Here is a 19,812-nt window from a genome sequence, read left to right on the forward strand (position 1 = left end):
TCAACGCTGCCGCCGAAACAAGCGCTGCATCCACTGCCACAGCTTTTGCCACCAGGAATGCTGCGATCGCCGAGGACGAGACGGGGCGTTGGGCAGGGAGTTTTCCCACCAGTCAGGGGTAGAAGGTTTTGGTTCACCAATAGTGGGAACTGCACGAGGAACTGCTGCAATAATTTGATGAAGTTCGTAAATGGCTACTTTGCATTGCTTAACCATATACTCTAGTTGGAGTTCTTTATAGATTTGTTGCGCCTGTTGGTAGTTTTTTAAGGCTTGCCAGTGGTTGTCAAGTTTGGCTAATGCTTGAGCATTGTTCAAAAGGGAATTAGCTTCACCGTGGCGATCGCCAATCTGACAGAAGATTTTCAATGATTGTTGATAGAGTTCGATGGCTTGTGGATATTGTCTAAGGGAGTGATAAGCAGTGCCCAAGTTGACTAAAGACTCTGCTTCACTCCTGCGATCGCCAACTTGACGTTTGATTTCCAGCGATTGTTGATGAAACTCAATGGCTTGTGGGTACTGCCCAATTGACTTGTAAGCATTGCCTAGATTCATCAGAGAAATTGCTTCACCTTTAAGGTCGCCAATCTGACGTTTAATTTCCAGCGATTGTTGATGAAACTCAATAGCTTGCGGATATTGTTTCAATTTATCGTAAACATTTCCTAGATTGTTCAAAGAACCAGCTTCACCGTCGCGATTATTGATCTCTCGAAAGATTTCCAACGATTTTCGATTAAATTCAATGGCTTGCGGATACTGTCCGAGTGACTTGTAAGCAATGCCTATATTATTCAGAGAACCTGCCTCGCTGTAGCGATCGCTCAATTCCCTCGCAATCTGTAGCGATTGTTCATGAAGTGCGATCGCCTCATGATACTGCGATTGTGAATCATAAAAAAGTCCTAATCTCGTTAAGGTCTGCATCTGCTCTGCCGCTAACCCAAACTGCTTCTCAAGCTCTAATGCTTTCTGAAAACTAGCGATCGCCAACTCCTTCTCCCGCTCCAAATCTGTCGCCTCTCCCCGCTCAATCCGCTGCATATACGCCTGCCCCAAGCGGTCATACAACGTCGCCAAACTCACTGCATCTTTCCCCTGCTTCGCCTCCGTTTGGGCAATCAACTCCTGCACATCTGCCAGCGCCAACCCAAAATCATCGGACTGATCGGGTAATGCTCTTTCAGGTTCGGGCATTCGTCCCACAGGCTGCATCCCCACCGCCTCATCTCCCACAAACCGATAAACTCCCCGCCGCCAACTCCAAAAATCCGGCGACTTGCGGCTCATCGTGCGCAAAATTCGGCGCGTCACCCAGAGCACGATCGGGTAAGGAAACTCGCGCAATCCTTCCCTTGTCCATTGCAAATAGCCATAAAACTTGTCTAGCTGCGTAGCATCCTCATCATCTGCCCGCAAATTGAGCCACAGCAACTCCTCTGCCCCCGTCACCGTTAGCACAATGTGCCGCTGTTGCTCTTTTACCCAGGGGTTAGCAGTAATCCAGTTATCAATGGCGGCTCTGAGGCTAGGTTCTTTTTGGTTAAGCTGCAACCGCACCGTGTAAATATTAGGGAGCAATTCTTGTTCATAGCGTTCAATAATTTGGGTTCGCAGCGCGCGACTATCGCAGACCGCAATTAATAACGCTAACGTTCCTTTGCTGGATTCAATTACCGTTACCAGTTCTTCATAGGCATCTTCATTTTGCTGATTAGCAGATTCGTTCATGGCTCGGTAAGTTCAGGAAGCACGTCTTCCTGACGCAATAGATCAATGACAATAGGGTTTAAGTCATACCAAAGTTTGGCATTGCGATACTCTAAAATATGCAACCCATGCAACAAATCTAAAAACCGCTGATCCTCCGTGTCTTGAGGTTTCCCCTGGTCATAAATTCCCTTCAGAAGCTCGTAGTCTTTTTGCCCCAACGGTTCGTCATATTCAATCTGAAAGTCTGTTAACACCTGCTCTAAAATTTCCGCATCAATGTTCACAGGTACGATCGCCTCTGCATTCCGCAAAGCTCGCTGGAGCCGCACAGAATACTTGTCACAACAACGACTGGCTAACCGAATCATTTCCCGTAGCACACCGCCGCTTTTAAGAACTAGCTTGCGTTTGGTCTGTGGATCAATTAGGTCTGGCGATAAACGGCGATCGAGAATCTTCTCAAAACTTTCAACGAGTTTAGGTTGTACAGGAGTTGGCTGAAGCTGATGGCTGTCTCCTTTGGCAAAAAACTTTGCCACCCGCATTGTATGAATTTTGTCAGTACTGGCATCAAGCAGCTTTCGCAGTTTGACATCCCGCAATACAAAGATAGGAATTGTGTAGATAATCCGAAATTGTGGTTGGGAGAGAGGCTGAATATTGTTACCGTACACTTTCTCGGCAAGATCTGGATTGAGTTTATCTAAATCATCAATAATGACGAGGATAGGGCGATCGCACCCGGCTTGAATCACTGCTGCGATCTCATTAATCCGACCGATTAAATCAGAAATTTTGCGATCGAATTCAGTTTTAATTTCCTCTCGAATGACTGCATTTGCCTTTATATTGCCTTTGAGCGAGATCCAAAACTTGGCGATCAAGTCTGCCAAGTTCAATCCAGCACCTGCTTCATAACCTGCATCTAGGCTTGCTTCTAGCTGACTCGTCTCCACCTTTGTGTAACGACCGAACCAACGGTAAAAAGCTTTTTTCGTTGAAGGTTTAATTGCAATATTTTTTTGTTCTGCAACTTCCATCATTTGCGTGGCAATGGTGAACAAAATATTCACATGGTTGATATCTGCCATCTCAACCAGATCGGCAACAGAGAATAAGACCACAAAGTATCGCGAATCTAGGCGATAACGCAGTTCCGCCAACAGCGTTGATTTACCGCAGCCTGTATGTCCTGTGAAAAGATGTTTTTCGGTTTCTAAAGAACTCGTAATCGCTTGTTCTAACTCATCTAACAGATCTGGATCATGCTCCACCCAAAAGCGATTCAAGTCTTCGGCCGTTTGTAAGGGTTGAAGGCGCAAATTATAATTTGCAAACCTGAAGGTTTCTAGACGGGTTTGCAGTTCTTCAGGGGTAGTTCCAGGATTAGGCATGGGGGCGATCGCAATCTACATCCCTATATTAGTGAATTGAGAGCAAAACATTGAACAATTGCCAAGAATGTCCTGAATGCTAAAGAAGTTCTTTGAAAGATGAAACTATAAGCTCTCAGGGTCGTTTCATTGGTCACTTCACTATGCCGGATCTATCTCTCCTCATCGCCAGTCTGAATCAGCCAGGAACGGTTCATAAGCCCGTGCTACCGTCCGTTCTTAGATCTGTGTCTACTTCAGTGCCTTTATCGTGCATAGCAATTCCTAAAATATCTGGTTCTCCCGAAAGCGCTGTAGTTGACAGCACTCCTTGTCCAGAGTTTAGTCTGGTTACCGTCTCCACTGTGCCGATCGCTCCGAGCGACCCGCAAGGGATCGCCCTGCCTATTTTTGTCACTGAACCTGCTCTCCCTGCTTTACCGCCTGCTAATCTAGCTGCGAATCCCTACCTGCCTCAGCTTTCAGTCAAGCTTGATCCTCTACAGCCTGGTTGGACGAGCGACCTTCGCCCTAGATCAACCAGTCAACTTTATCAACAGCGCCTAGAGGCATTGCGGCAAGGAAAAACCTATACTCGCTTACCGACTGACAGCTTTTTGAATGCATGGGCGAATGCTGCTAAATCGGTGGCTTACGAACAATGGACGGCTTTGCTGGAACAAGAAGCTGCCGCAATGGCGAAAGGTCAGGGTCAGAATCGGCTTACTGTAATTATTGGTGATTCGATTAGCCAGTGGTTGCCCAATGAGCAACTGTCGAGCGATCGCTTTTATCTTAATCAAGGTATCTCTGGAGACACGACAGGCGGTATCTTACGACGATTATCTGCGCTGGATCAAGTACGCCCCGATACCATTTACGTCATGGCTGGTGTGAATGATTTGAAGAACGGTAAAACGGATCAAGAGATCTTGGCAAATCTTCAAAAAATTATGCAGCGGTTGCGTCAATCCCACCCGCGAGCTCAAGTCATTATTAATTCAGTGTTACCGACTCGTTTGGCAGCTATTCCCAGCGATCGCACCACTTTGCTCAATCAACAAATCGCCCAATTGGTTGAACAAGAAGGAGTTAAATACCTGGCGCTAACTTCTGCCTTTACCGATAGTAATGGCATATTGCACCGCGATTTTACAACTGATGGGTTGCATTTAAGTCCTCAAGGCTACGCGGTTTGGACTAGCGCATTGCGATCGATTGATGCAGTCACCATGGCAAGGCTAACCCCATAAAAAGCGCTGTTGATCCTATTTAATCAGCAGCGCCTAGCCGTCCTAATTCAAAATCCAAACTACTCTAATTGCTTAAGCAGAAAGGGACTTATTAGCCTTCTTTAAGCTGGATAAATCCTCAACCGTCGATTCGGTTCTTCGCCAAAGCTCGACGATTTCAACCGATAATGCTCTACCAACTCATGCTGCATTTTGCGAACTTGGGGCGATCGCGGCAATAACTCCACAGGCTGACCCTTAGGAATCACAATTTGCTCAACTGCTAACCGCGCTTCTTCCAACGCTTCAATCTCATTATCATCGCCGTTGCGAGAAAACAAACCAATGTTAATCGGTTCATCTTCACCCGCAACATCCATATGCAGCATCCGCTGAAGCGCTCGAATGATCTGAGGCACGCTGTTAGACTTAACCGCATGAATCGGAACTTGGCGATTCTGGGCTAGATGACGCAATTTAGAATGGTTTTTGAGATGCGATCGCAACGCCAATACCGCATCTGCATCATCAATATCTTTCGTGAGTGTGACCGGAAGATTTAACGCCCGAATGACCTGATCTAACTGATGACGACTCACAGCATAAGGGTAGACGTGCAATGGTAAGTCTTCACCATTAGCGCCTCGAGTCACACCGACTTCGTCAAACTCAGGGGTGAAGTTCAAGGAGTCGCTGAGAAGTTGATCGAACTGCTGTAGCTCAGGCTGACGATCAAAGGAGCGACCCCTTGCGGTTATCTCGGAGAGATCCGGCTGACGTTCTAAAAAGGCATGAGAAACCCCGTCCGCCCCTAAATCATTACGACGATAAGAAGAAAGCGGTGTCATTTGTCCGGAAGTACGCCAGCCTCCATTGCGACTGCGGCTACCGGGTTGCAAAGCCGCAGCACTTGTCGATGAAGGTCTATTGGGAGGATGAGGAGCGTCAGGAAACTCGTGGGTAATAATCGTTTTACCCTTCTCGTTGACTGCTCTCACTTGAGGGTTAGGTTGTCGTCCCCGCAACAAACTATCGACTGTTTCTGATACATCCTCATGAATGACCCATTTTTGTTGCTCTAGCATCTCTACAGCAATGTCAAATGTGGGTGGAGCTTTGCGCTCTAAGACGCTCTTTTGGCTGCCTCGCCGCCGGGCTTCATCGTCGCCTAGTGTAACCGATTGAATACCACCCACGAGATCGGACAGCGTTGGGTTTTTAATCAAGTTTTCAATTCGGTTACCATGAGCGGTGCCAACCAACTGGACACCGCGTTCCGCGATCGTTCGGGCTGCTAAAGCTTCTAGCTCTGTCCCAATTTCGTCAATGACGATCACTTCTGGCATGTGGTTTTCGACCGCTTCAATCATCACCTGGTGCTGAAGTTCGGGTCTTGCCACCTGCATCCGTCGAGCACGTCCGATCGCCGGATGGGGAATATCGCCATCGCCAGCAATTTCATTAGACGTGTCAATAATAACAACGCGCTTGCCCAAGTCATCGGCTAGAACTCTAGCAATTTCTCGAAGCGCTGTTGTCTTACCTACACCCGGACGACCCAGCATGAGGATCGATCGCCCTGTCTCTACTAAGTCCCTAATCATGCTGATGGTGCCAAAAATAGCACGACCGACGCGGCAGGTTAAACCAATGACTTCGCCAGCCCGGTTCCGCATGGCGCTAATGCGATGTAAAGTTCGCTCAATGCCAGCCCGGTTGTCGCCACTGAACAGACCCACTCGTTCAATGCAGTGATCTAATTCAGCACGGCTTACAGGTGTAGTTGCCAAATACTCAGTTTCACCTGGGAAGCGAGCTTCTGGTAAGCGTCCTAAATCTAGCACGATCTCTACCAGCTTTTGGCGCTTAGGATGCTGTTTGATCTGCTGACAAAGTTCGTCGGGCAATATTTCTAAAAGCTCATCTAAATCATCGGTGACCAAGAAATCTGGGGTGACTTCGTCTTGAATCGTCGTTTGTTCAGATTCAGAAGGCTTGTCAAGTTCGTCGAAAGGATTAGCAGCGTTGAGTGTCATGGGGAGTAATGTCAGGTTCCTGATGGCAGTGGAGCGGTGGTCAGTATTCTGAGTCAGGTCGGAATCTTAGTTGATTAAATGAGTTTAACCAGAGGCAATTCTGGAATGGCAGGTTTTAGGGGCATAGTTTTCAGGGGTGAAATTAAGGTATGGGCGAGGTGAACGCAGTCCCACAGCAGATCTGGAGCATCCTCAAGACGAGTTGATGAATGAACAGATGTTTGAGTGAGTATAGGTGGATGTCTTGATTGATCTTCTAGCTGCTCTAGAACGGGAGACAGTAAAGCTCGGGCATAGCTACCGTAGGCAATTCCAGCGATCGCCTTTTTACCACCGTTTCCTCGCAATAATCCTTGCACCCTTAGTTTTTCAACAGTATGACTATTAGTCCCGCCTGCAAGCTGCACATATCCTGGCAAATCAGCTGCCAGAACCTTCTGTCCTAGCTTTACAGCAGCGCGAGTTGCGCCATCACCTAGGTCACCGCTCATGGGTCTACCATCAGTCTGCCAAATCAATGCACAAGGGAGAGGAGCAATTAGATCATGAAGCGCCCTTAGGTAGCCAATCAAGTCTTCTCCATTAGGGCAGCTAATAGCAATAAGTTTAAGCTTAGGGATTTGAGGCGCGATCGCCTCCCAGAGTTTGGCAAAATCCTCCAATCTTCCTACTTGGGTATGAATTTCTACAGCATCGACCCCCGTCAGCACCAGGGGGGCGATCGCGGCTGGTGTCAGTCGATGCGATCGCGTTCCAATGATATTGATAGGACAAATAGGCAAGCAGCGTCCACAGCCATAGCAACGACTGTCAATAACGCCCGAAAACCCCTCAGAACTAAAGGCGATCGCTTGAGCAGGACAGATCGATTCACACGGACGCAGGCAGTCTGAAGGGCAAAAGGTTGGGTCAAATTCGGCTTTTCGGAAATGAGGGTCTTCCCCATCATTAAGGCTGACCATTAACCATGGATATCCAGGTCGAAAGCCGCGGGATCGGGCTTCATTAGCAAGACTGCCAGCCACTTGTAGCGCTTCACGGGCGGCAAAAATGACTGCGGGATCAGCAGCGACATCAATACAGTCAGCACCCGCCAAGGCGTAGGACAGGGTCAAACTTCGGATTGCAGGGAGGTTCTGAAAGCTGGCTCCGCAAATGAGCTTGAACCAGTTACCGTCCCTTAAGGATTGCAGAGGATGAAGTAAGTAAGTCACTCTTCTATACTAAAGGCTTCCTTTAGAAAAGACGATGACCTACACTACAGTTCTTTAAAAAGCGCAACATGAGTAATAGCTGTGATCCCCAATCAGATCCTAGATGTCTGGAGAAGATGTTCAGTCTTCTAAGAGATCACCGAGTTCATGCTCTATGCTGCCCTTAGGAACTCGCTTAGAGGCTTCCAGTTAAAGCTACGATCGCCGCCCATCTCTACTACTACCTTAATTCTTGGCTCCATTGTCGGTAGCGCGATCAAAAACTGTAGCTCCTGTTGTGAAAGCACTCCTCCTTCCAGCAGCCAAATCACCAGCCCCTTGGATTTAGGCGGCAGGGTTTCTAACTGATATTTGGCGGCAGGCGGTAAGAAATAGGTATATCCAACTGCGCCTTCCTTCCCTGTATTTTTTTTACCCAAGTGGGGTGGACGAACCCCATGCACTCCTAGTAGGTAAGCACCTAAATCACCTAATCCGCGAGCGCTGATGTTCATCATGCCATAGCCCGCAGCCCTGACTCGACGTTGATAGCGTCCTTCAGCACCGCCCTCAAGAGGAATCGTGATCCCAACTGCGCCGGAGGTTTCCAGAGCTTTAATGAACGGTTTACCAGTCGTGATCAACGCCATAAGTCCTGTGTCCTTTCCTGTGGTTCACGTCAGCCTTAGCTGATTATAGTGAGGTGGCGATCGCACTTCAAGCCACTTCTGTCGCTCTTTTTATAGTCAACTGAATAGTATCCCCTGATCCAGAGGTTTCCATAATTTTCTCTCACTGAACCCTACTCTGGATGAAATAAGAAAGGTTGTGTCGTACTAGACATATTTTTAAAGAATTAGTAGACAACCGCATGTTTATTGCTTATGATTGGTAGCTGTTGCCGAAATAAGGCGATCGAATTACCCAGCGTTAAACATTGGTAAAGCGCTTGAGAATAGTTCGCGCTACAGGGATACTGAGCAGTTTACTGTTCAAGTCCTGGCACTTTCAGGCTGAAGCGAACGAGATCTTCTTAGAACTCTTCAAGCCTGCTTGAGCTATTGCAAAGGTTTGACGCAACCCTCTTGCCGAAAGGTAGAGAGTTTTGCGCTGAGCCTCTGCTTTAACCCAACCGGAGATTAACAGACTGGCGTGTTCTGATACAGAGCGCAAGCGCCAGTTTGCTCCAATGCACCGTGTAAAACAGGGGAGACGTACTGTGTCCGTTGGTATTCTAGGCACAAAACTTGGCATGACCCAGATATTCAATGAGGCAGGACTCGCAGTTCCTGTCACCGTTGTTCAAGCGGGGCCATGCACAGTTACACAAATTAAAACCGCTCAGACCGATGGCTACACAGCTATCCAACTCGGCTTCGGTGAGACTAAGGTCAAATCGTTGACTAAGCCTGAGTTGGGTCACTTGGTAAAGTCGAGTGCTGCACCGTTGCGGCATTTACAGGAGTACCGTCTCGGCGATGTTACCCCGTATGAACTTGGTCAAGAAGTGAAAGCAGATGCGTTTGAAGTCGGTCAGCTCGTTGATGTAGTCGGTACCAGTATCGGTAAAGGCTTCGCGGGCTATCAAAAGCGTCATAACTTCAGGCGAGGGCCCATGTCTCACGGTTCTAAGAACCATAGAGAACCTGGATCTACAGGGGCAGGTACCACGCCAGGTCGAGTTTATCCTGGGAAGCGGATGGCGGGGCAGATGGGCAACGTCCGAGTTACGGTTCGGAAGTTGACTGTAATTAGAGTAGATGCAGAACGTAACTTGATTTTGATTAAGGGTGCAGTTCCCGGCAAACCCGGCGCATTGCTAAACATTCTGCCTGCAACAATTGTTGGAAAGTAGCGGGAGCGGAGAGAGACTGCAATGGTTGATTGCACAGTAAAAAATTGGGATGGCGAAGACAGCGGTACAGCATCGCTGGAATTAAAAGTTGCCAAAGAAGAAACTGCTTCCCACGTTGTTCATCGAGCGTTAGTTCGTCAGATGAACAATTCTCGCCAGGGAACGGTTTCGACTAAAACCCGTGCTGAGGTTAGAGGTGGTGGACGTAAGCCTTGGCGGCAGAAGGGAACAGGGCGCGCTCGTGCGGGTTCTAGTCGTTCTCCTCTGTGGAGGGGGGGTGGAGTGATCTTTGGCCCTAAGCCCAGAGATTTCTCGGTCAAAATGAACCGCAAAGAGCGACAGTTGGCACTGCGAACTGCATTCTACGGTCGGGTAGAAGACTTAGTAGTGGTTGCAGATTTTGCGGAGCAGTTATCTCGTCCTAAGACCAAAGACTTGCTGTCGGCAATGTCTCGCTGGGGCGTTGAGCCAGAATCTAAGGTGCTACTAATTGTTGCTGAACGCAATGAGAACGTGTATCTGTCAAGCCGCAACATTGCTAAGCTGCGGATGATTTCTGCCTCAAACCTGAATGTCTTTGACATTTTGGCAGCCGATAAAATCGTGGCGACTGAAGAAGCGATCGCAAAAATTCAGGAGGTATACGGTGGCCAAGTTTGATCCTCGTAATCTTCCAGATTTAGTACGCCGTCCTTTGGTAACAGAGAAAGCGACCTTGCTGTTAGAGCAAAATAAGTACACCTTCGAAGTTGCCCCTAAAGCAACTAAGCCGCAAATTAAGGCAGCGATCGAAGAGTTATTTGAAGTTAAAGTCGTCGATGTAAATACCCAGACTCCTCCTAGAAAGGATCGCCGCGTGGGTAAGTTTTTAGGACACCGCGCTCAATACAAAAGGGCCGTTGTCACCCTGGCATCAGGGGATTCAATCACCCTGTTCCCTGAAGTCTAAAATTCTTTGAGAGCTTGAGATTATGGGTATTCGTTCTTTCAAACCTTATACACCTGGCACCCGACAGCGTGTTGTCTCAGATTTTTCTGAGATTACGAAGTCAACACCTGAGAAGTCGCTAACTTACTCGGTTCACAGCCCCAAGGGGCGGAACAACCGAGGTGTCATCACCTGCCGTCATCGGGGTGGTGGGCACAAACAGCTATACCGGATGGTGGATTTCCGTCGGAACAAGCACAACATTCCTGCTAAAGTAGCCGCTATTGAGTATGACCCTAACCGGAATGCTCGTTTGGCGTTGCTGTTCTACCGCGATGGTGAGAAGCGCTATATTATTCATCCCGCTAATTTGGCAGTAGGGGCGATCGTTATTTCAGGTTCCGATTCGCCTTTTGAAGTCGGGAATGCCTTGCCATTAGGCAATATGCCCTTAGGTACAACCGTTCATAACGTTGAGCTAGTTGCTGGCAAAGGCGGACAAATCGTTCGTGCAGCAGGTACATCTGCTCAGGTAGTTGCGAAAGAGGGTGATTACGTCACGCTGCGTTTGCCTTCTACTGAAGTTCGTCTTGTTCGCAAAGAATGCTACGCCACCATTGGGCAAGTCGGTAACGGCGACGTTCGCAACACTAGCTTTGGTAAAGCTGGACGCAAGCGCTGGAAAGGTCGTAGACCTCAAGTTCGCGGTAGCGTCATGAACCCTGTGGATCACCCCCATGGTGGTGGTGAAGGACGGGCACCGATTGGTCGTCCTGGACCTGTTACGCCTTGGGGTAAGCCAACGTTGGGCTACAAGACTCGGAAGAAGAAGAAGCTGAGCAGTCGGTTAATTGTTCGTCGTCGTCGTCGTACCTCCAAGCGAGGCAGAGGCGGTCGGGAGTCTTAAGGTTCTACACGTTTTTCTGTATGTGAGTTGAAATTATTATGTCTCGCTCTCTTAAAAAAGGTCCGTTTGTTGCAGACCATTTGCTCAGCAAAGTAGAAGCGCTCAATAACAAGGGCGAAAAGCAGTTGATTAAAACCTGGTCAAGAGCTTCTACAATTTTGCCTCAAATGATTGGACATACCATTGCCGTTCACAACGGTCGCCAGCATGTGCCCGTCTATGTGACTGAGCAAATGGTAGGTCACAAGCTAGGGGAATTTGCCCCAACCCGAACCTTCCGGGGTCACGCCAAAAGCGATAAGAAGGCACGTCGATAGGAAGCCGCTAGGAGAAAACGATGGCTCTTGAAAATGGAGAAGTTAAGGCGGTTGCTCGCTTCATTCGGATGTCACCCCACAAGGTACGTCGAGTCCTGGATCAAATTCGGGGGCGTTCTTATCGGGAAGCGCTGATCATTCTGGAATTCATGCCCTATCGAGCGTGTGAACCCATTTTGAAGGTGCTCCGGTCAGCAGTAGCGAACGCCGAGCATAACGAAGGATATACCCCAGCAGATTTGGTGGTTGCTCAAGCATTTGCGGATCAAGGTCCTGTGCTAAAGCGTTTCCGCCCTCGTGCACAAGGTCGGGCATATCAAATCCGTAAGCCGACTTGTCACATCACGATTACCGTTGCCCCTGGCGCGGAAGCATAATCGCATCACATTATTGATCTCAGAGGACGCACCGTGGGACAGAAGATTCATCCAGTCGGCTTCAGGCTCGGTATTACCCAAGAGCATCGCTCTCGTTGGTTTGCCGATTCCGACCGCTATCCAAAACTTCTTCAAGAAGATTACACCATCCGGAACTTCATTGAGAAGAATCCTTATAAGCTGAAAAGCTTAGACAGCCCTGGTATTTCTCAGGTGCGAATTGAGCGCAAAGCCGATCAAATTGATCTCGAAGTCCACACGGCGCGTCCTGGCGTTGTGGTTGGACGGGGCGGTCAGGGCATCGAAGAATTAAGAGTTGGTTTACAAAAGGCGTTGGGTAACACCGATCGCCAAATCCGCATCAACGTCATTGAAGTGGCGCGAGTCGATGCTGATTCTGGCTTGATTGCTGAGTACGTGGGGCAGCAACTCGAGCGTCGGGTTTCCTTCCGCCGAGTGGTTCGCCAAGCAATTCAGCGGGCACAGCGAGCAGGCATTGAAGGGATCAAGATTCAGGTTAGCGGACGACTTAATGGAGCAGAGATTGCTCGGACTGAGTACACGCGTGAAGGTAAGGTGCCGCTCCATACTCTGCGGGCTGATATTGATTACGCTTACCGCACAGCCCAAACTATTTACGGCATTTTGGGCATTAAAGTTTGGGTGTTTAAAGGTGAGATTATTCCTGGTCAGGAAATCGAGGCTCAACCTGCTAACGCTCAACCTCGTCGTCGGCAACAACAGCAGCGCCGTCGTCAGCAGTACGAAGACCGCTCCAACGAGGGATAGAGATTATGTTAAGTCCTAAAAGAACTAAGTTTCGGAAACAGCATCGCGGGCGGATGCGCGGGATGGCAACTGCTGGCAACAAAGTCGACTTTGGCGATTTTGCATTGCAGGCATTAGAGCCATCCTGGATCACTGCTCGCCAGATTGAAGCTAGTCGGCGTGCTATGACTCGCTATATTCGCCGGGGCGGTCAGATCTGGATTCGGATTTTTCCAGATAAATCGGTGACCATGCGTCCTGCTGAAACTCGGATGGGTTCAGGTAAAGGGAACCCTGAGTTTTGGGTAGCCGTTGTGAAGCCGGGTCGAGTGATGTTTGAAATTGGCGGTGTGCCTGAAGAAACTGCCCGTGAGGCGATGCGCCTGGCATCCTTTAAGTTGCCAATCAAGACTAAGTTTATTGTTCGCCCAGCGGAAGGAGAATTTTAATCATGCCTTTACCCAAGGTTGATGAAATTAAAGATTTGAGCGATCAAGAGCTGAGCGATCAAATTACGACGGTTAAGAAGGATCTGTTTCAACTGCGCTTTCAGAAAGCTACCCGTCAGATGGATAAGCCCCATCAGTTCAAGCACAAGCGCCATCGTCTGGCTCAACTCATGACCATTGAACGACAGCGCCAATTAGCGGCTTCCGCCAGTTTAGAGGAGTAGGCTTTATGGCAGTCAAAGAGAGAGTCGGCTTAGTAGTAAGCGACAAAATGCAGAAAACGGTGGTGGTGGCGATCGAAAACCGTGCACCACACCCGAAGTACAAGAAGATCATGGTTCGTACCAAGCGATATAAAGTCCATGATGAAGAAAATAAGTGTCAGATAGGCGATCGCGTTCGCATTCAAGAGACTCGTCCCCTTAGCCGCACCAAGCGCTGGGCTGTGATTGAGATTCTGGGTAATGCCCCCGACGTTTAAGAGCCACATATTTCCGATAACTAGGGGAACAAGGCGATGATTCAACAGGAAAGTTATTTAAACGTAGCGGATAACAGCGGCGCTCGTAAGCTGATGTGTATCCGTGTATTAGGCGGCAACCGTCGCTATGCCGGAGTTGGTGATGTGATCATTGCCGTTGTGAAAGATGCAATTCCCAACATGGCCGTGAAGAAATCTGATGTAGTCCGGGCAGTTGTAGTCCGCACGCGCAAAGGATTACGTCGCGATAGCGGTATGAGCATTCGATTTGATGACAATGCTGCTGTCATTATTAATGCAGACGGAAACCCTAAGGGAACGCGGGTGTTTGGTCCAGTTGCACGGGAACTGCGCGACAAAAGCTTTACTAAAATCGTGTCTCTGGCTCCGGAGGTGCTGTGATGCCAAAACAAACTAAGAAAACTCCTCAACGCACCACTATTCATGTCAAAAAAGGCGATACCGTTCAGGTCATTGCTGGCAGGGATAAAGGCACTATTGGCGAAGTCTTAAAGACTTATCCTGCCAACAGTAAGGTGTTAGTGAAAGGAGTCAACATCAAGACTAAGCACATTAAACCTCAGCAGGAAGGTGAATCCGGTCAGATCACGACGACCGAGTTTCCCATTCATAGCTCTAATGTCATGGTGTATTCCACCCAACAGAAGATTGCTAGCCGTATTTGTTACACCGTCGATGCGGATGGTCGTAAAGTACGAATGCTGAAGAAAACGGGCGAGATTATTGACTAATCATTCTTCCCTGACCAAGTCCAGGGACATTTAAGGATAAACAGATGAACGATACACTGAAGGCTCTTTACCTGGAAAAAGTTGTTCCTAAGCTTATGGAACAATTCCAATACCAAAACATTCACCAGGTGCCCAAGGTTATTAAAGTAACCATGAATAGGGGTTTGGGAGAAGCCGCTCAAAATGCTAAGGCAATGGAAGCTTCGATTAATGAGATTAGTGTGATTACAGGACAAAAACCTGTTGTGACCCGTGCGAAGAAGGCGATCGCCGGATTCAAAATTCGTCAGGGAATGCCTGTAGGTATTATGGTGACGCTGCGTGCAGACCGGATGTACTCCTTTCTTAATCGCCTCATTAACCTGTCTCTCCCTCGGATTCGAGATTTTCGGGGCGTTAGTCCGAAAAGCTTTGATGGGCGTGGGAACTACACGCTGGGCTTGCGTGAACAGTTGATTTTCCCCGAAGTCGAATACGACTCCGTAGACCAAGTCCGAGGCATGGACATCTCCATCATCACAACTGCCCAAACCGATGAAGAGGGTCGAGCCTTGCTAAAAGAACTAGGAATGCCCTTCCGGGATAACTGAGGCATATCTTCACAAAGAGGAAATTATGGCGGCTAATGACACAATTGCAGATATGCTGACGCGCATCCGGAATGCAGGTTTGGCGCGGCATCAGACGACAGACATACCATCCACTAAAATGACCCGCAGTATTGCGGCAGTGTTACAAAACGAAGGCTTTATCGAAGGCTTCTCTGAAACAGAGGACGGCGTTAAGCGGACGTTAGTGGTGGCACTAAAATATAAAGGTAAGGCGCGTCGCCCTTTAATCACAACCCTTAAGCGGGTGAGCAAGCCTGGACTTCGGGTTTATTCCAACCGTAAAGAACTCCCTCGAGTTTTAGGCGGCATTGGGATTGCCATTATTTCGACCTCCAGCGGCATCATGACCGACCGCGATGCTCGGCGGCAAGGGTTAGGGGGCGAAGTCCTCTGTTATGTCTGGTAGGGCATAGAAAAGAATTTATTTGTCCAGGAGAAACGATCATGTCTCGTATTGGTAAGCGCCCTATCCCTGTTCCCCCCAAAGTGACCGTCACGATTAGCGGTCAGCACGTTGCTGTGAAAGGACCCAAAGGTGAGCTATCGCGCACCCTGCCTCCTGAAGTGGAGGTTGTCCAGGAAGGAGATACTGTTCTGGTGAATCGCCGGAATGAGTCCCGACCTGCTCGGCAACGGCATGGACTTTGCCGTACTCTCATTGCCAATATGGTAGAAGGGGTTTCTCAAGGCTTTCAGAAGCGCCTAGAAATTCAAGGTGTGGGCTATCGGGCTCAGGTTCAGGGACGGAATTTGGTGCTAAACGTGGGTTACAGCAACCCGGTTCAAATCGAGCCGCCTGACGGAATTCAGGTAGCGGTTGAGAACAACACCAATGTCATTGTCAGCGGCATTGATAAAGAAATTGTCGGCAACACTACTGCTCGAATTCGGGCAGTTCGTCCGCCTGAGCCTTACAAAGGTAAAGGAATTCGCTATGCCGGAGAAGTGGTCAGACGTAAAGCCGGTAAGGCAGGGAAGAAATAGCTATGAAAATGACGCGCAAGGAATCAACTCGTCGTCGTCACGCTCGGGTTCGCAAAGACGTGACAGGGACGACAGAACGTCCTCGGCTAGCCGTTTATCGTTCCAATCAGCACATCTATGCTCAAGTAATCGACGATACAAACCATCATACGATGGCTTCAGCTTCGACTTTAGAAGCAGATCTCAAGAAAGTGTTAGATTCGGCGAACAACTGCGACGCTTCGGCACAAGTCGGTAAATTGTTGGCAGAACGGGCGATCGCCCAAGGCATTAAGCGGGTAGTGTTCGATCGGGGGGGAAACCTCTACCACGGTCGAGTCAAAGCTTTGGCAGATGCAGCACGTGAAGGCGGACTAGACTTCTAGGAGAAATAAATATGGCTTCTAATACTAAAGGTGGCGGTAAGAAAGGCGGTCGCGCCAAAGAGAAAGAGTCTGAGTGGCAAGAGCGTGTTGTTCAGATCAAGCGAGTCACGAAGGTTGTCAAGGGTGGTAAAAAACTCAGCTTCCGGGCGGTCGTAATTGTTGGTAACGAACGCGGTCAAGTTGGCGTTGGAGTCGGTAAAGCCAGCGACGTAATTGGCGCGGTCAAGAAAGGCGTTGCTGACGGTAAGAAGCATCTTGTCGAAGTGCCTTTAACTAAGTCAAACTCAATTCCTCATCCGGTTAACGGCGATGGCGGTGGGGCAAAAGTGATGATGCGCCCTGCCGCACCTGGTACTGGCGTTATTGCTGGGGGTGCGGTTCGGATGGTTCTGGAACTTGCTGGCATCCGCAACATTTTGGCGAAGCAGTTAGGTTCAGGTAATCCACTCAACAATGCAAGAGCCGCAGCGAATGCTTTAGGTTCCTTGCGAACTTTCTCAGAAGTAGCTGAAGAGCGAGGAATTCCAGTTGAGAACCTCTATGCTTAGACCTGATTAGCCTTAGAGTCACTTGGCAGAACTTACAAGCTTTTTATTGGATACAACCATGAGATTAGAAGACGCTTTACCCCAAAAGGGTTCTCAAAAACGTAAGACCCGCAAGGGTCGGGGCATTGCTGCTGGACAAGGTGCAAGCTGTGGCTTTGGAATGAGGGGTCAAAAGTCTCGGTCGGGTAGCGGCACTCGCCCTGGCTTTGAGGGAGGACAAATGCCTCTGTACCGCCGTATTCCCAAGCTGAAGCATTTTCCTTTAATCAATCGGAAGCAATTTACGATTATCAACGTTAAGGATTTAGCAGGGCTAGATGCGAATAGCGAAGTGACTCTTTCTTCTCTAATGGAAGTCGGAATCATCACGTCTGATGATGGACCTCTGAAGATTTTGGGAACGGGTGAGATTACAGTAGCTTTGAAAGTGAAGGCAGTAGCATTTACTAAATCTGCTCGCGCTAAAATCGAAGCAGCAGGTGGCAGTTGTGATGCACCTGATCAATAGCGCTGGCGATCGAATTTGTGAAGTCGAAAGTTCCGCGCTATAGAATGTATCAAGTACTGAATCTATCCGTCCCACTACCACTACGCATAGAGGGAAACCTGCATGGTTGTCAATCGAGATAAAGCGCCATCTGCACAAGAAACATTCGTGCAGATGGCACAAGCAGCCGGACTCCGAGGTCGGCTGCTTGTTACTGTTGGACTATTGATCTTAGTTCGCCTTGGCATTTATCTGCCTATTCCTGGCATTGATCGAGTTGCATTTCAGTCTGCGCTTCAGGGCAGTGGATTGGGCAGTCTCGTCAGTTTTCTAGACGTGTTAGCAGGGGGCGGTATTTCAGCACTAGGAATTTTTGCGTTAGGCATTTTGCCTTACATTAATGCTTCTATCATTATTCAACTCATGACCGCTGCAGTTCCACAGCTAGAGGATTTGCAAAAGAACGAGGGAGAAGCAGGAAGACGAAAAATTTCTCAAATTACTCGTTTTGTTGCTTTGGGTTGGGCAATTCTCAACAGCATCATGATTACAACTTTGCTGGTTAACCTTAAAGCTCTTAGTCCTGAATTCACATCGATCGCAGAAACGGTCATTGCTCTCACGGCTGGCTCTATGTTTGTCATGTGGATTAGTGAGGTGATTACAGAGCGGGGCATCGGGAATGGCGCATCACTGCTGATTTTTGTCAGCATTGTCTCTACCTTGCCAAAGTCTTTAGGTCAAACCTTAGAACTGGCTCAGAGTGGTGATAGCAGCATTGTGGGTCGAGTTATTATTTTGCTCGTTGTCTTCTTGGTCATGATTGTTAGTATTGTCTTCGTTCAAGAAGGCACTCGACGCATTCCAATCATTTCTGCGCGTCGCCAAGTGGGTAAGCGTACCTATCAAGAAAAGAGCAGCTATCTTCCTCTACGCCTCAATCAGGGTGGAGTTATGCCGATTATTTTTGCTAGTGCAATGTTGTCATTACCCTTTGCTCTAGGTCAAGCATTTTCTAACAACCAAGCCATTGCTACAGTTATTAGTTATATTCAACCGGGTACGTGGCTCTACCCATTGCTTCAAATGGTGTTAATTGTATTTTTCAGCTATTTCTATTCTTCGCTCATTGTTAATCCTGTAGACATGTCGCAAAATTTGAAAAAAATGGGTGCTAGTATTCCTGGCATTCGTCCAGGAAAGGCAACAAGTGAATATATTGGGCGGGTGTTAAATCGTCTAACCTTTTTGGGAGCAGGCTTCTTGGGACTAGTAGCGATTTTGCCGACTGCGGTTGAAGGTGCTACTCAGGTCAGAACGTTCCAAGGATTAGGTGCAACTTCCATTTTGATTCTAGTGGGCGTGGCGATCGACACAGCCAAGCAAATTCAAACCTACGTGATTTCTCAGCGCTATGAGGGGATGGTGAAGCAGTGACGCGGCTAATTTTTTTGGGCCCTCCAGGCGCAGGGAAAGGAACCCAGGCACAAGAGTTAGCAAAAACACATGCGATTCCTCACATTTCAACAGGGGATATTCTACGGATTTCTGTGTCTGAAAGGACAGAGTTAGGTCTGAAGGCAGGGGCTTACATGGATGCTGGGGAGTTAGTTCCTGATTCGTTGATTATGGAAATGGTGCGCGATCGTCTCATCCAGGCTGATACCATTTCTGGGTGGCTCCTAGACGGATTTCCTAGAACCGTTGCCCAGGCTACCTTCTTCGACCAACTCCTTCAGGAGATTAATCAGTCTTGCGACTTAGTGATTAACTTTGACGTGCCTGACGAGATGCTAGTGGAACGACTCTTAGTACGGGGACGAAAAGATGATAGTGAAGACGTGATCCGCAACCGTTTGGAGGTCTATCGACGGCAAACTGCACCCTTGATAGACTTCTACCAAGAGCAACACCTGTTAATCACCATCGACGGTTCTCGATCAATTGAAGAGGTTGCAGCACAATTGGCCACTGCCATTCAGTAATTTTTGGATAGGCAAAGGGACTGACTCGTACAAATATCTTGCTAAGGCAAGTCTTTCGTGGCATCGCCCCTGTCTAAACCGCCACACTTTATAGGAAAGTTTGCTAGGCTAGGTTGTCAAAACTTTTTATAAGAAAACTTTTATAAAACTTGTAATCTTAATTTTTTAGATTGTTCATCAACTTACAGTAGGGAAGGTTCTCTTGTCTAAACAGGATCTCATTGAAATGGAAGGAACAGTGACAGACTCACTGCCTAATGCCATGTTTCGAGTTGACCTAGACAATGGGTTTAATGTCTTGGCCCATATTTCTGGAAAAATTCGCCGGAACTACATCAAAATTTTACCGGGCGATCGTGTCAAGGTAGAACTAACTCCCTACGATCTAACAAAAGGTAGAATTACCTACCGACTTCGTAACAAGAAGTAGGTGAAGTTCTAAGAAATG

The 19,812-nt window shown here is 48.3% G+C and carries 27 protein-coding genes; 22 read left to right on the top strand and 5 right to left on the bottom strand.

Annotation, left to right across the window (positions count from 1 at the left end):
- Both KME11_09035 and KME11_09040 read right to left on the bottom strand, forming a co-directional pair.
- Nucleotides 1-1,734, bottom strand: a complete 1,734-nt coding sequence (locus KME11_09035) for a tetratricopeptide repeat protein (GenBank protein ID MBW4515354.1) — start codon at nt 1,732-1,734, stop codon at nt 1-3.
- Nucleotides 1,731-3,110: an ATP-binding protein gene (locus KME11_09040; protein ID MBW4515355.1), complete on the bottom strand. Its 1,380-nt coding sequence runs from the start codon at nt 3,108-3,110 to the stop codon at nt 1,731-1,733. Before KME11_09040 ends, KME11_09035 begins: the two co-directional genes overlap by 4 nt.
- Before the next feature lie 143 nt (nt 3,111-3,253).
- Between KME11_09040 and KME11_09045 the strand changes: the two genes are divergently transcribed.
- Entirely contained in the window at nt 3,254-4,342 is a 1,089-nt protein-coding gene (locus tag KME11_09045; GenBank protein ID MBW4515356.1) for a lysophospholipase, read from the top strand.
- Nucleotides 4,343-4,443: 101 nt separating this feature from the next.
- On the opposite strand, the gene KME11_09050 is transcribed toward KME11_09045, so the two are convergent.
- The 3 genes from KME11_09050 to KME11_09060 all read right to left on the bottom strand — a co-directional run bounded on the left by KME11_09050 (nt 4,444) and on the right by KME11_09060 (nt 8,200).
- Complete coding sequence (locus tag KME11_09050; protein MBW4515357.1) at nt 4,444-6,357, bottom strand: AAA family ATPase; 1,914 nt, start codon at nt 6,355-6,357, stop codon at nt 4,444-4,446.
- A 74-nt stretch (nt 6,358-6,431) separates the two neighbouring features.
- Nucleotides 6,432-7,571, bottom strand: coding sequence for a 4Fe-4S ferredoxin (locus tag KME11_09055; protein ID MBW4515358.1), 1,140 nt, complete (start codon nt 7,569-7,571; stop codon nt 6,432-6,434).
- Between the two features lie 152 nt (nt 7,572-7,723).
- The gene (locus tag KME11_09060; GenBank protein MBW4515359.1) at nt 7,724-8,200 is read right to left on the bottom strand and encodes an NAD(P)H-quinone oxidoreductase subunit N; all 477 of its coding nucleotides are present in this window, start codon (nt 8,198-8,200) and stop codon (nt 7,724-7,726) included.
- A gap of 569 nt (nt 8,201-8,769) precedes the next feature.
- On the opposite strand from KME11_09060, the gene rplC reads away from it, so the two are divergent.
- The 21 genes from rplC to infA all read left to right on the top strand — a co-directional run bounded on the left by rplC (nt 8,770) and on the right by infA (nt 19,794).
- Nucleotides 8,770-9,405 (top strand): 50S ribosomal protein L3, encoded by a 636-nt coding sequence (gene rplC, locus KME11_09065; GenBank protein MBW4515360.1) that lies wholly within the window; start codon nt 8,770-8,772, stop codon nt 9,403-9,405.
- A gap of 21 nt (nt 9,406-9,426) precedes the next feature.
- Nucleotides 9,427-10,065, top strand: a complete 639-nt coding sequence (gene rplD, locus KME11_09070) for a 50S ribosomal protein L4 (protein ID MBW4515361.1) — start codon at nt 9,427-9,429, stop codon at nt 10,063-10,065.
- The gene (locus KME11_09075) at nt 9,977-10,354 is read left to right on the top strand and encodes a 50S ribosomal protein L23 (protein MBW4515362.1); all 378 of its coding nucleotides are present in this window, start codon (nt 9,977-9,979) and stop codon (nt 10,352-10,354) included. Before rplD ends, KME11_09075 begins: the two co-directional genes overlap by 89 nt.
- A 22-nt stretch (nt 10,355-10,376) precedes the next feature.
- Complete coding sequence (gene rplB / locus KME11_09080; protein ID MBW4515363.1) at nt 10,377-11,240, top strand: 50S ribosomal protein L2; 864 nt, start codon at nt 10,377-10,379, stop codon at nt 11,238-11,240.
- A gap of 38 nt (nt 11,241-11,278) precedes the next feature.
- Entirely contained in the window at nt 11,279-11,557 is a 279-nt protein-coding gene (gene rpsS / locus KME11_09085) for a 30S ribosomal protein S19 (GenBank protein MBW4515364.1), read from the top strand.
- 20 nt (nt 11,558-11,577) lie between these two features.
- Nucleotides 11,578-11,934 (top strand): 50S ribosomal protein L22, encoded by a 357-nt coding sequence (gene rplV / locus KME11_09090; protein MBW4515365.1) that lies wholly within the window; start codon nt 11,578-11,580, stop codon nt 11,932-11,934.
- Between the two features lie 33 nt (nt 11,935-11,967).
- Entirely contained in the window at nt 11,968-12,723 is a 756-nt protein-coding gene (gene rpsC, locus KME11_09095) for a 30S ribosomal protein S3 (protein MBW4515366.1), read from the top strand.
- Between the two features lie 5 nt (nt 12,724-12,728).
- Nucleotides 12,729-13,151, top strand: a complete 423-nt coding sequence (rplP, locus tag KME11_09100; protein ID MBW4515367.1) for a 50S ribosomal protein L16 — start codon at nt 12,729-12,731, stop codon at nt 13,149-13,151.
- Between the two features lie 2 nt (nt 13,152-13,153).
- On the top strand, nt 13,154-13,375 hold the full coding sequence (gene rpmC / locus KME11_09105) for a 50S ribosomal protein L29 (protein ID MBW4515368.1): 222 nt from the start codon (nt 13,154-13,156) through the stop codon (nt 13,373-13,375).
- A gap of 5 nt (nt 13,376-13,380) precedes the next feature.
- Nucleotides 13,381-13,632, top strand: a complete 252-nt coding sequence (gene rpsQ, locus KME11_09110) for a 30S ribosomal protein S17 (protein MBW4515369.1) — start codon at nt 13,381-13,383, stop codon at nt 13,630-13,632.
- A gap of 36 nt (nt 13,633-13,668) precedes the next feature.
- Complete coding sequence (rplN, locus tag KME11_09115) at nt 13,669-14,034, top strand: 50S ribosomal protein L14 (protein ID MBW4515370.1); 366 nt, start codon at nt 13,669-13,671, stop codon at nt 14,032-14,034.
- On the top strand, nt 14,034-14,384 hold the full coding sequence (gene rplX / locus KME11_09120) for a 50S ribosomal protein L24 (GenBank protein MBW4515371.1): 351 nt from the start codon (nt 14,034-14,036) through the stop codon (nt 14,382-14,384). Before rplN ends, rplX begins: the two co-directional genes overlap by 1 nt.
- A 44-nt stretch (nt 14,385-14,428) precedes the next feature.
- Nucleotides 14,429-14,974: a 50S ribosomal protein L5 gene (gene rplE, locus KME11_09125; GenBank protein MBW4515372.1), complete on the top strand. Its 546-nt coding sequence runs from the start codon at nt 14,429-14,431 to the stop codon at nt 14,972-14,974.
- A 25-nt stretch (nt 14,975-14,999) separates the two neighbouring features.
- Nucleotides 15,000-15,401, top strand: a complete 402-nt coding sequence (gene rpsH, locus KME11_09130; GenBank protein ID MBW4515373.1) for a 30S ribosomal protein S8 — start codon at nt 15,000-15,002, stop codon at nt 15,399-15,401.
- A gap of 38 nt (nt 15,402-15,439) precedes the next feature.
- The gene (rplF, locus tag KME11_09135) at nt 15,440-15,979 is read left to right on the top strand and encodes a 50S ribosomal protein L6 (protein ID MBW4515374.1); all 540 of its coding nucleotides are present in this window, start codon (nt 15,440-15,442) and stop codon (nt 15,977-15,979) included.
- 2 nt (nt 15,980-15,981) lie between these two features.
- Complete coding sequence (gene rplR / locus KME11_09140; GenBank protein MBW4515375.1) at nt 15,982-16,344, top strand: 50S ribosomal protein L18; 363 nt, start codon at nt 15,982-15,984, stop codon at nt 16,342-16,344.
- Nucleotides 16,345-16,355: 11 nt separating this feature from the next.
- A complete protein-coding gene (gene rpsE, locus KME11_09145) occupies nt 16,356-16,892 on the top strand; it encodes a 30S ribosomal protein S5 (GenBank protein MBW4515376.1) in 537 nt (178 codons plus the stop codon).
- A 58-nt stretch (nt 16,893-16,950) separates the two neighbouring features.
- Entirely contained in the window at nt 16,951-17,400 is a 450-nt protein-coding gene (rplO, locus tag KME11_09150; GenBank protein ID MBW4515377.1) for a 50S ribosomal protein L15, read from the top strand.
- Nucleotides 17,401-17,502: 102 nt separating this feature from the next.
- Nucleotides 17,503-18,816, top strand: a complete 1,314-nt coding sequence (gene secY, locus KME11_09155; GenBank protein ID MBW4515378.1) for a preprotein translocase subunit SecY — start codon at nt 17,503-17,505, stop codon at nt 18,814-18,816.
- Nucleotides 18,813-19,364, top strand: a complete 552-nt coding sequence (locus KME11_09160; GenBank protein ID MBW4515379.1) for an adenylate kinase — start codon at nt 18,813-18,815, stop codon at nt 19,362-19,364. The genes secY and KME11_09160 overlap by 4 nt, the downstream gene beginning before the upstream one ends.
- A gap of 202 nt (nt 19,365-19,566) precedes the next feature.
- Nucleotides 19,567-19,794 (top strand): translation initiation factor IF-1, encoded by a 228-nt coding sequence (gene infA / locus KME11_09165; GenBank protein ID MBW4515380.1) that lies wholly within the window; start codon nt 19,567-19,569, stop codon nt 19,792-19,794.
- Nucleotides 19,795-19,812 lie beyond the last annotated feature (18 nt).

The sequence above is a fragment of the Timaviella obliquedivisa GSE-PSE-MK23-08B genome, assembly GCA_019358855.1.
Taxonomy (GTDB): domain Bacteria; phylum Cyanobacteriota; class Cyanobacteriia; order Elainellales; family Elainellaceae; genus Timaviella; species Timaviella obliquedivisa.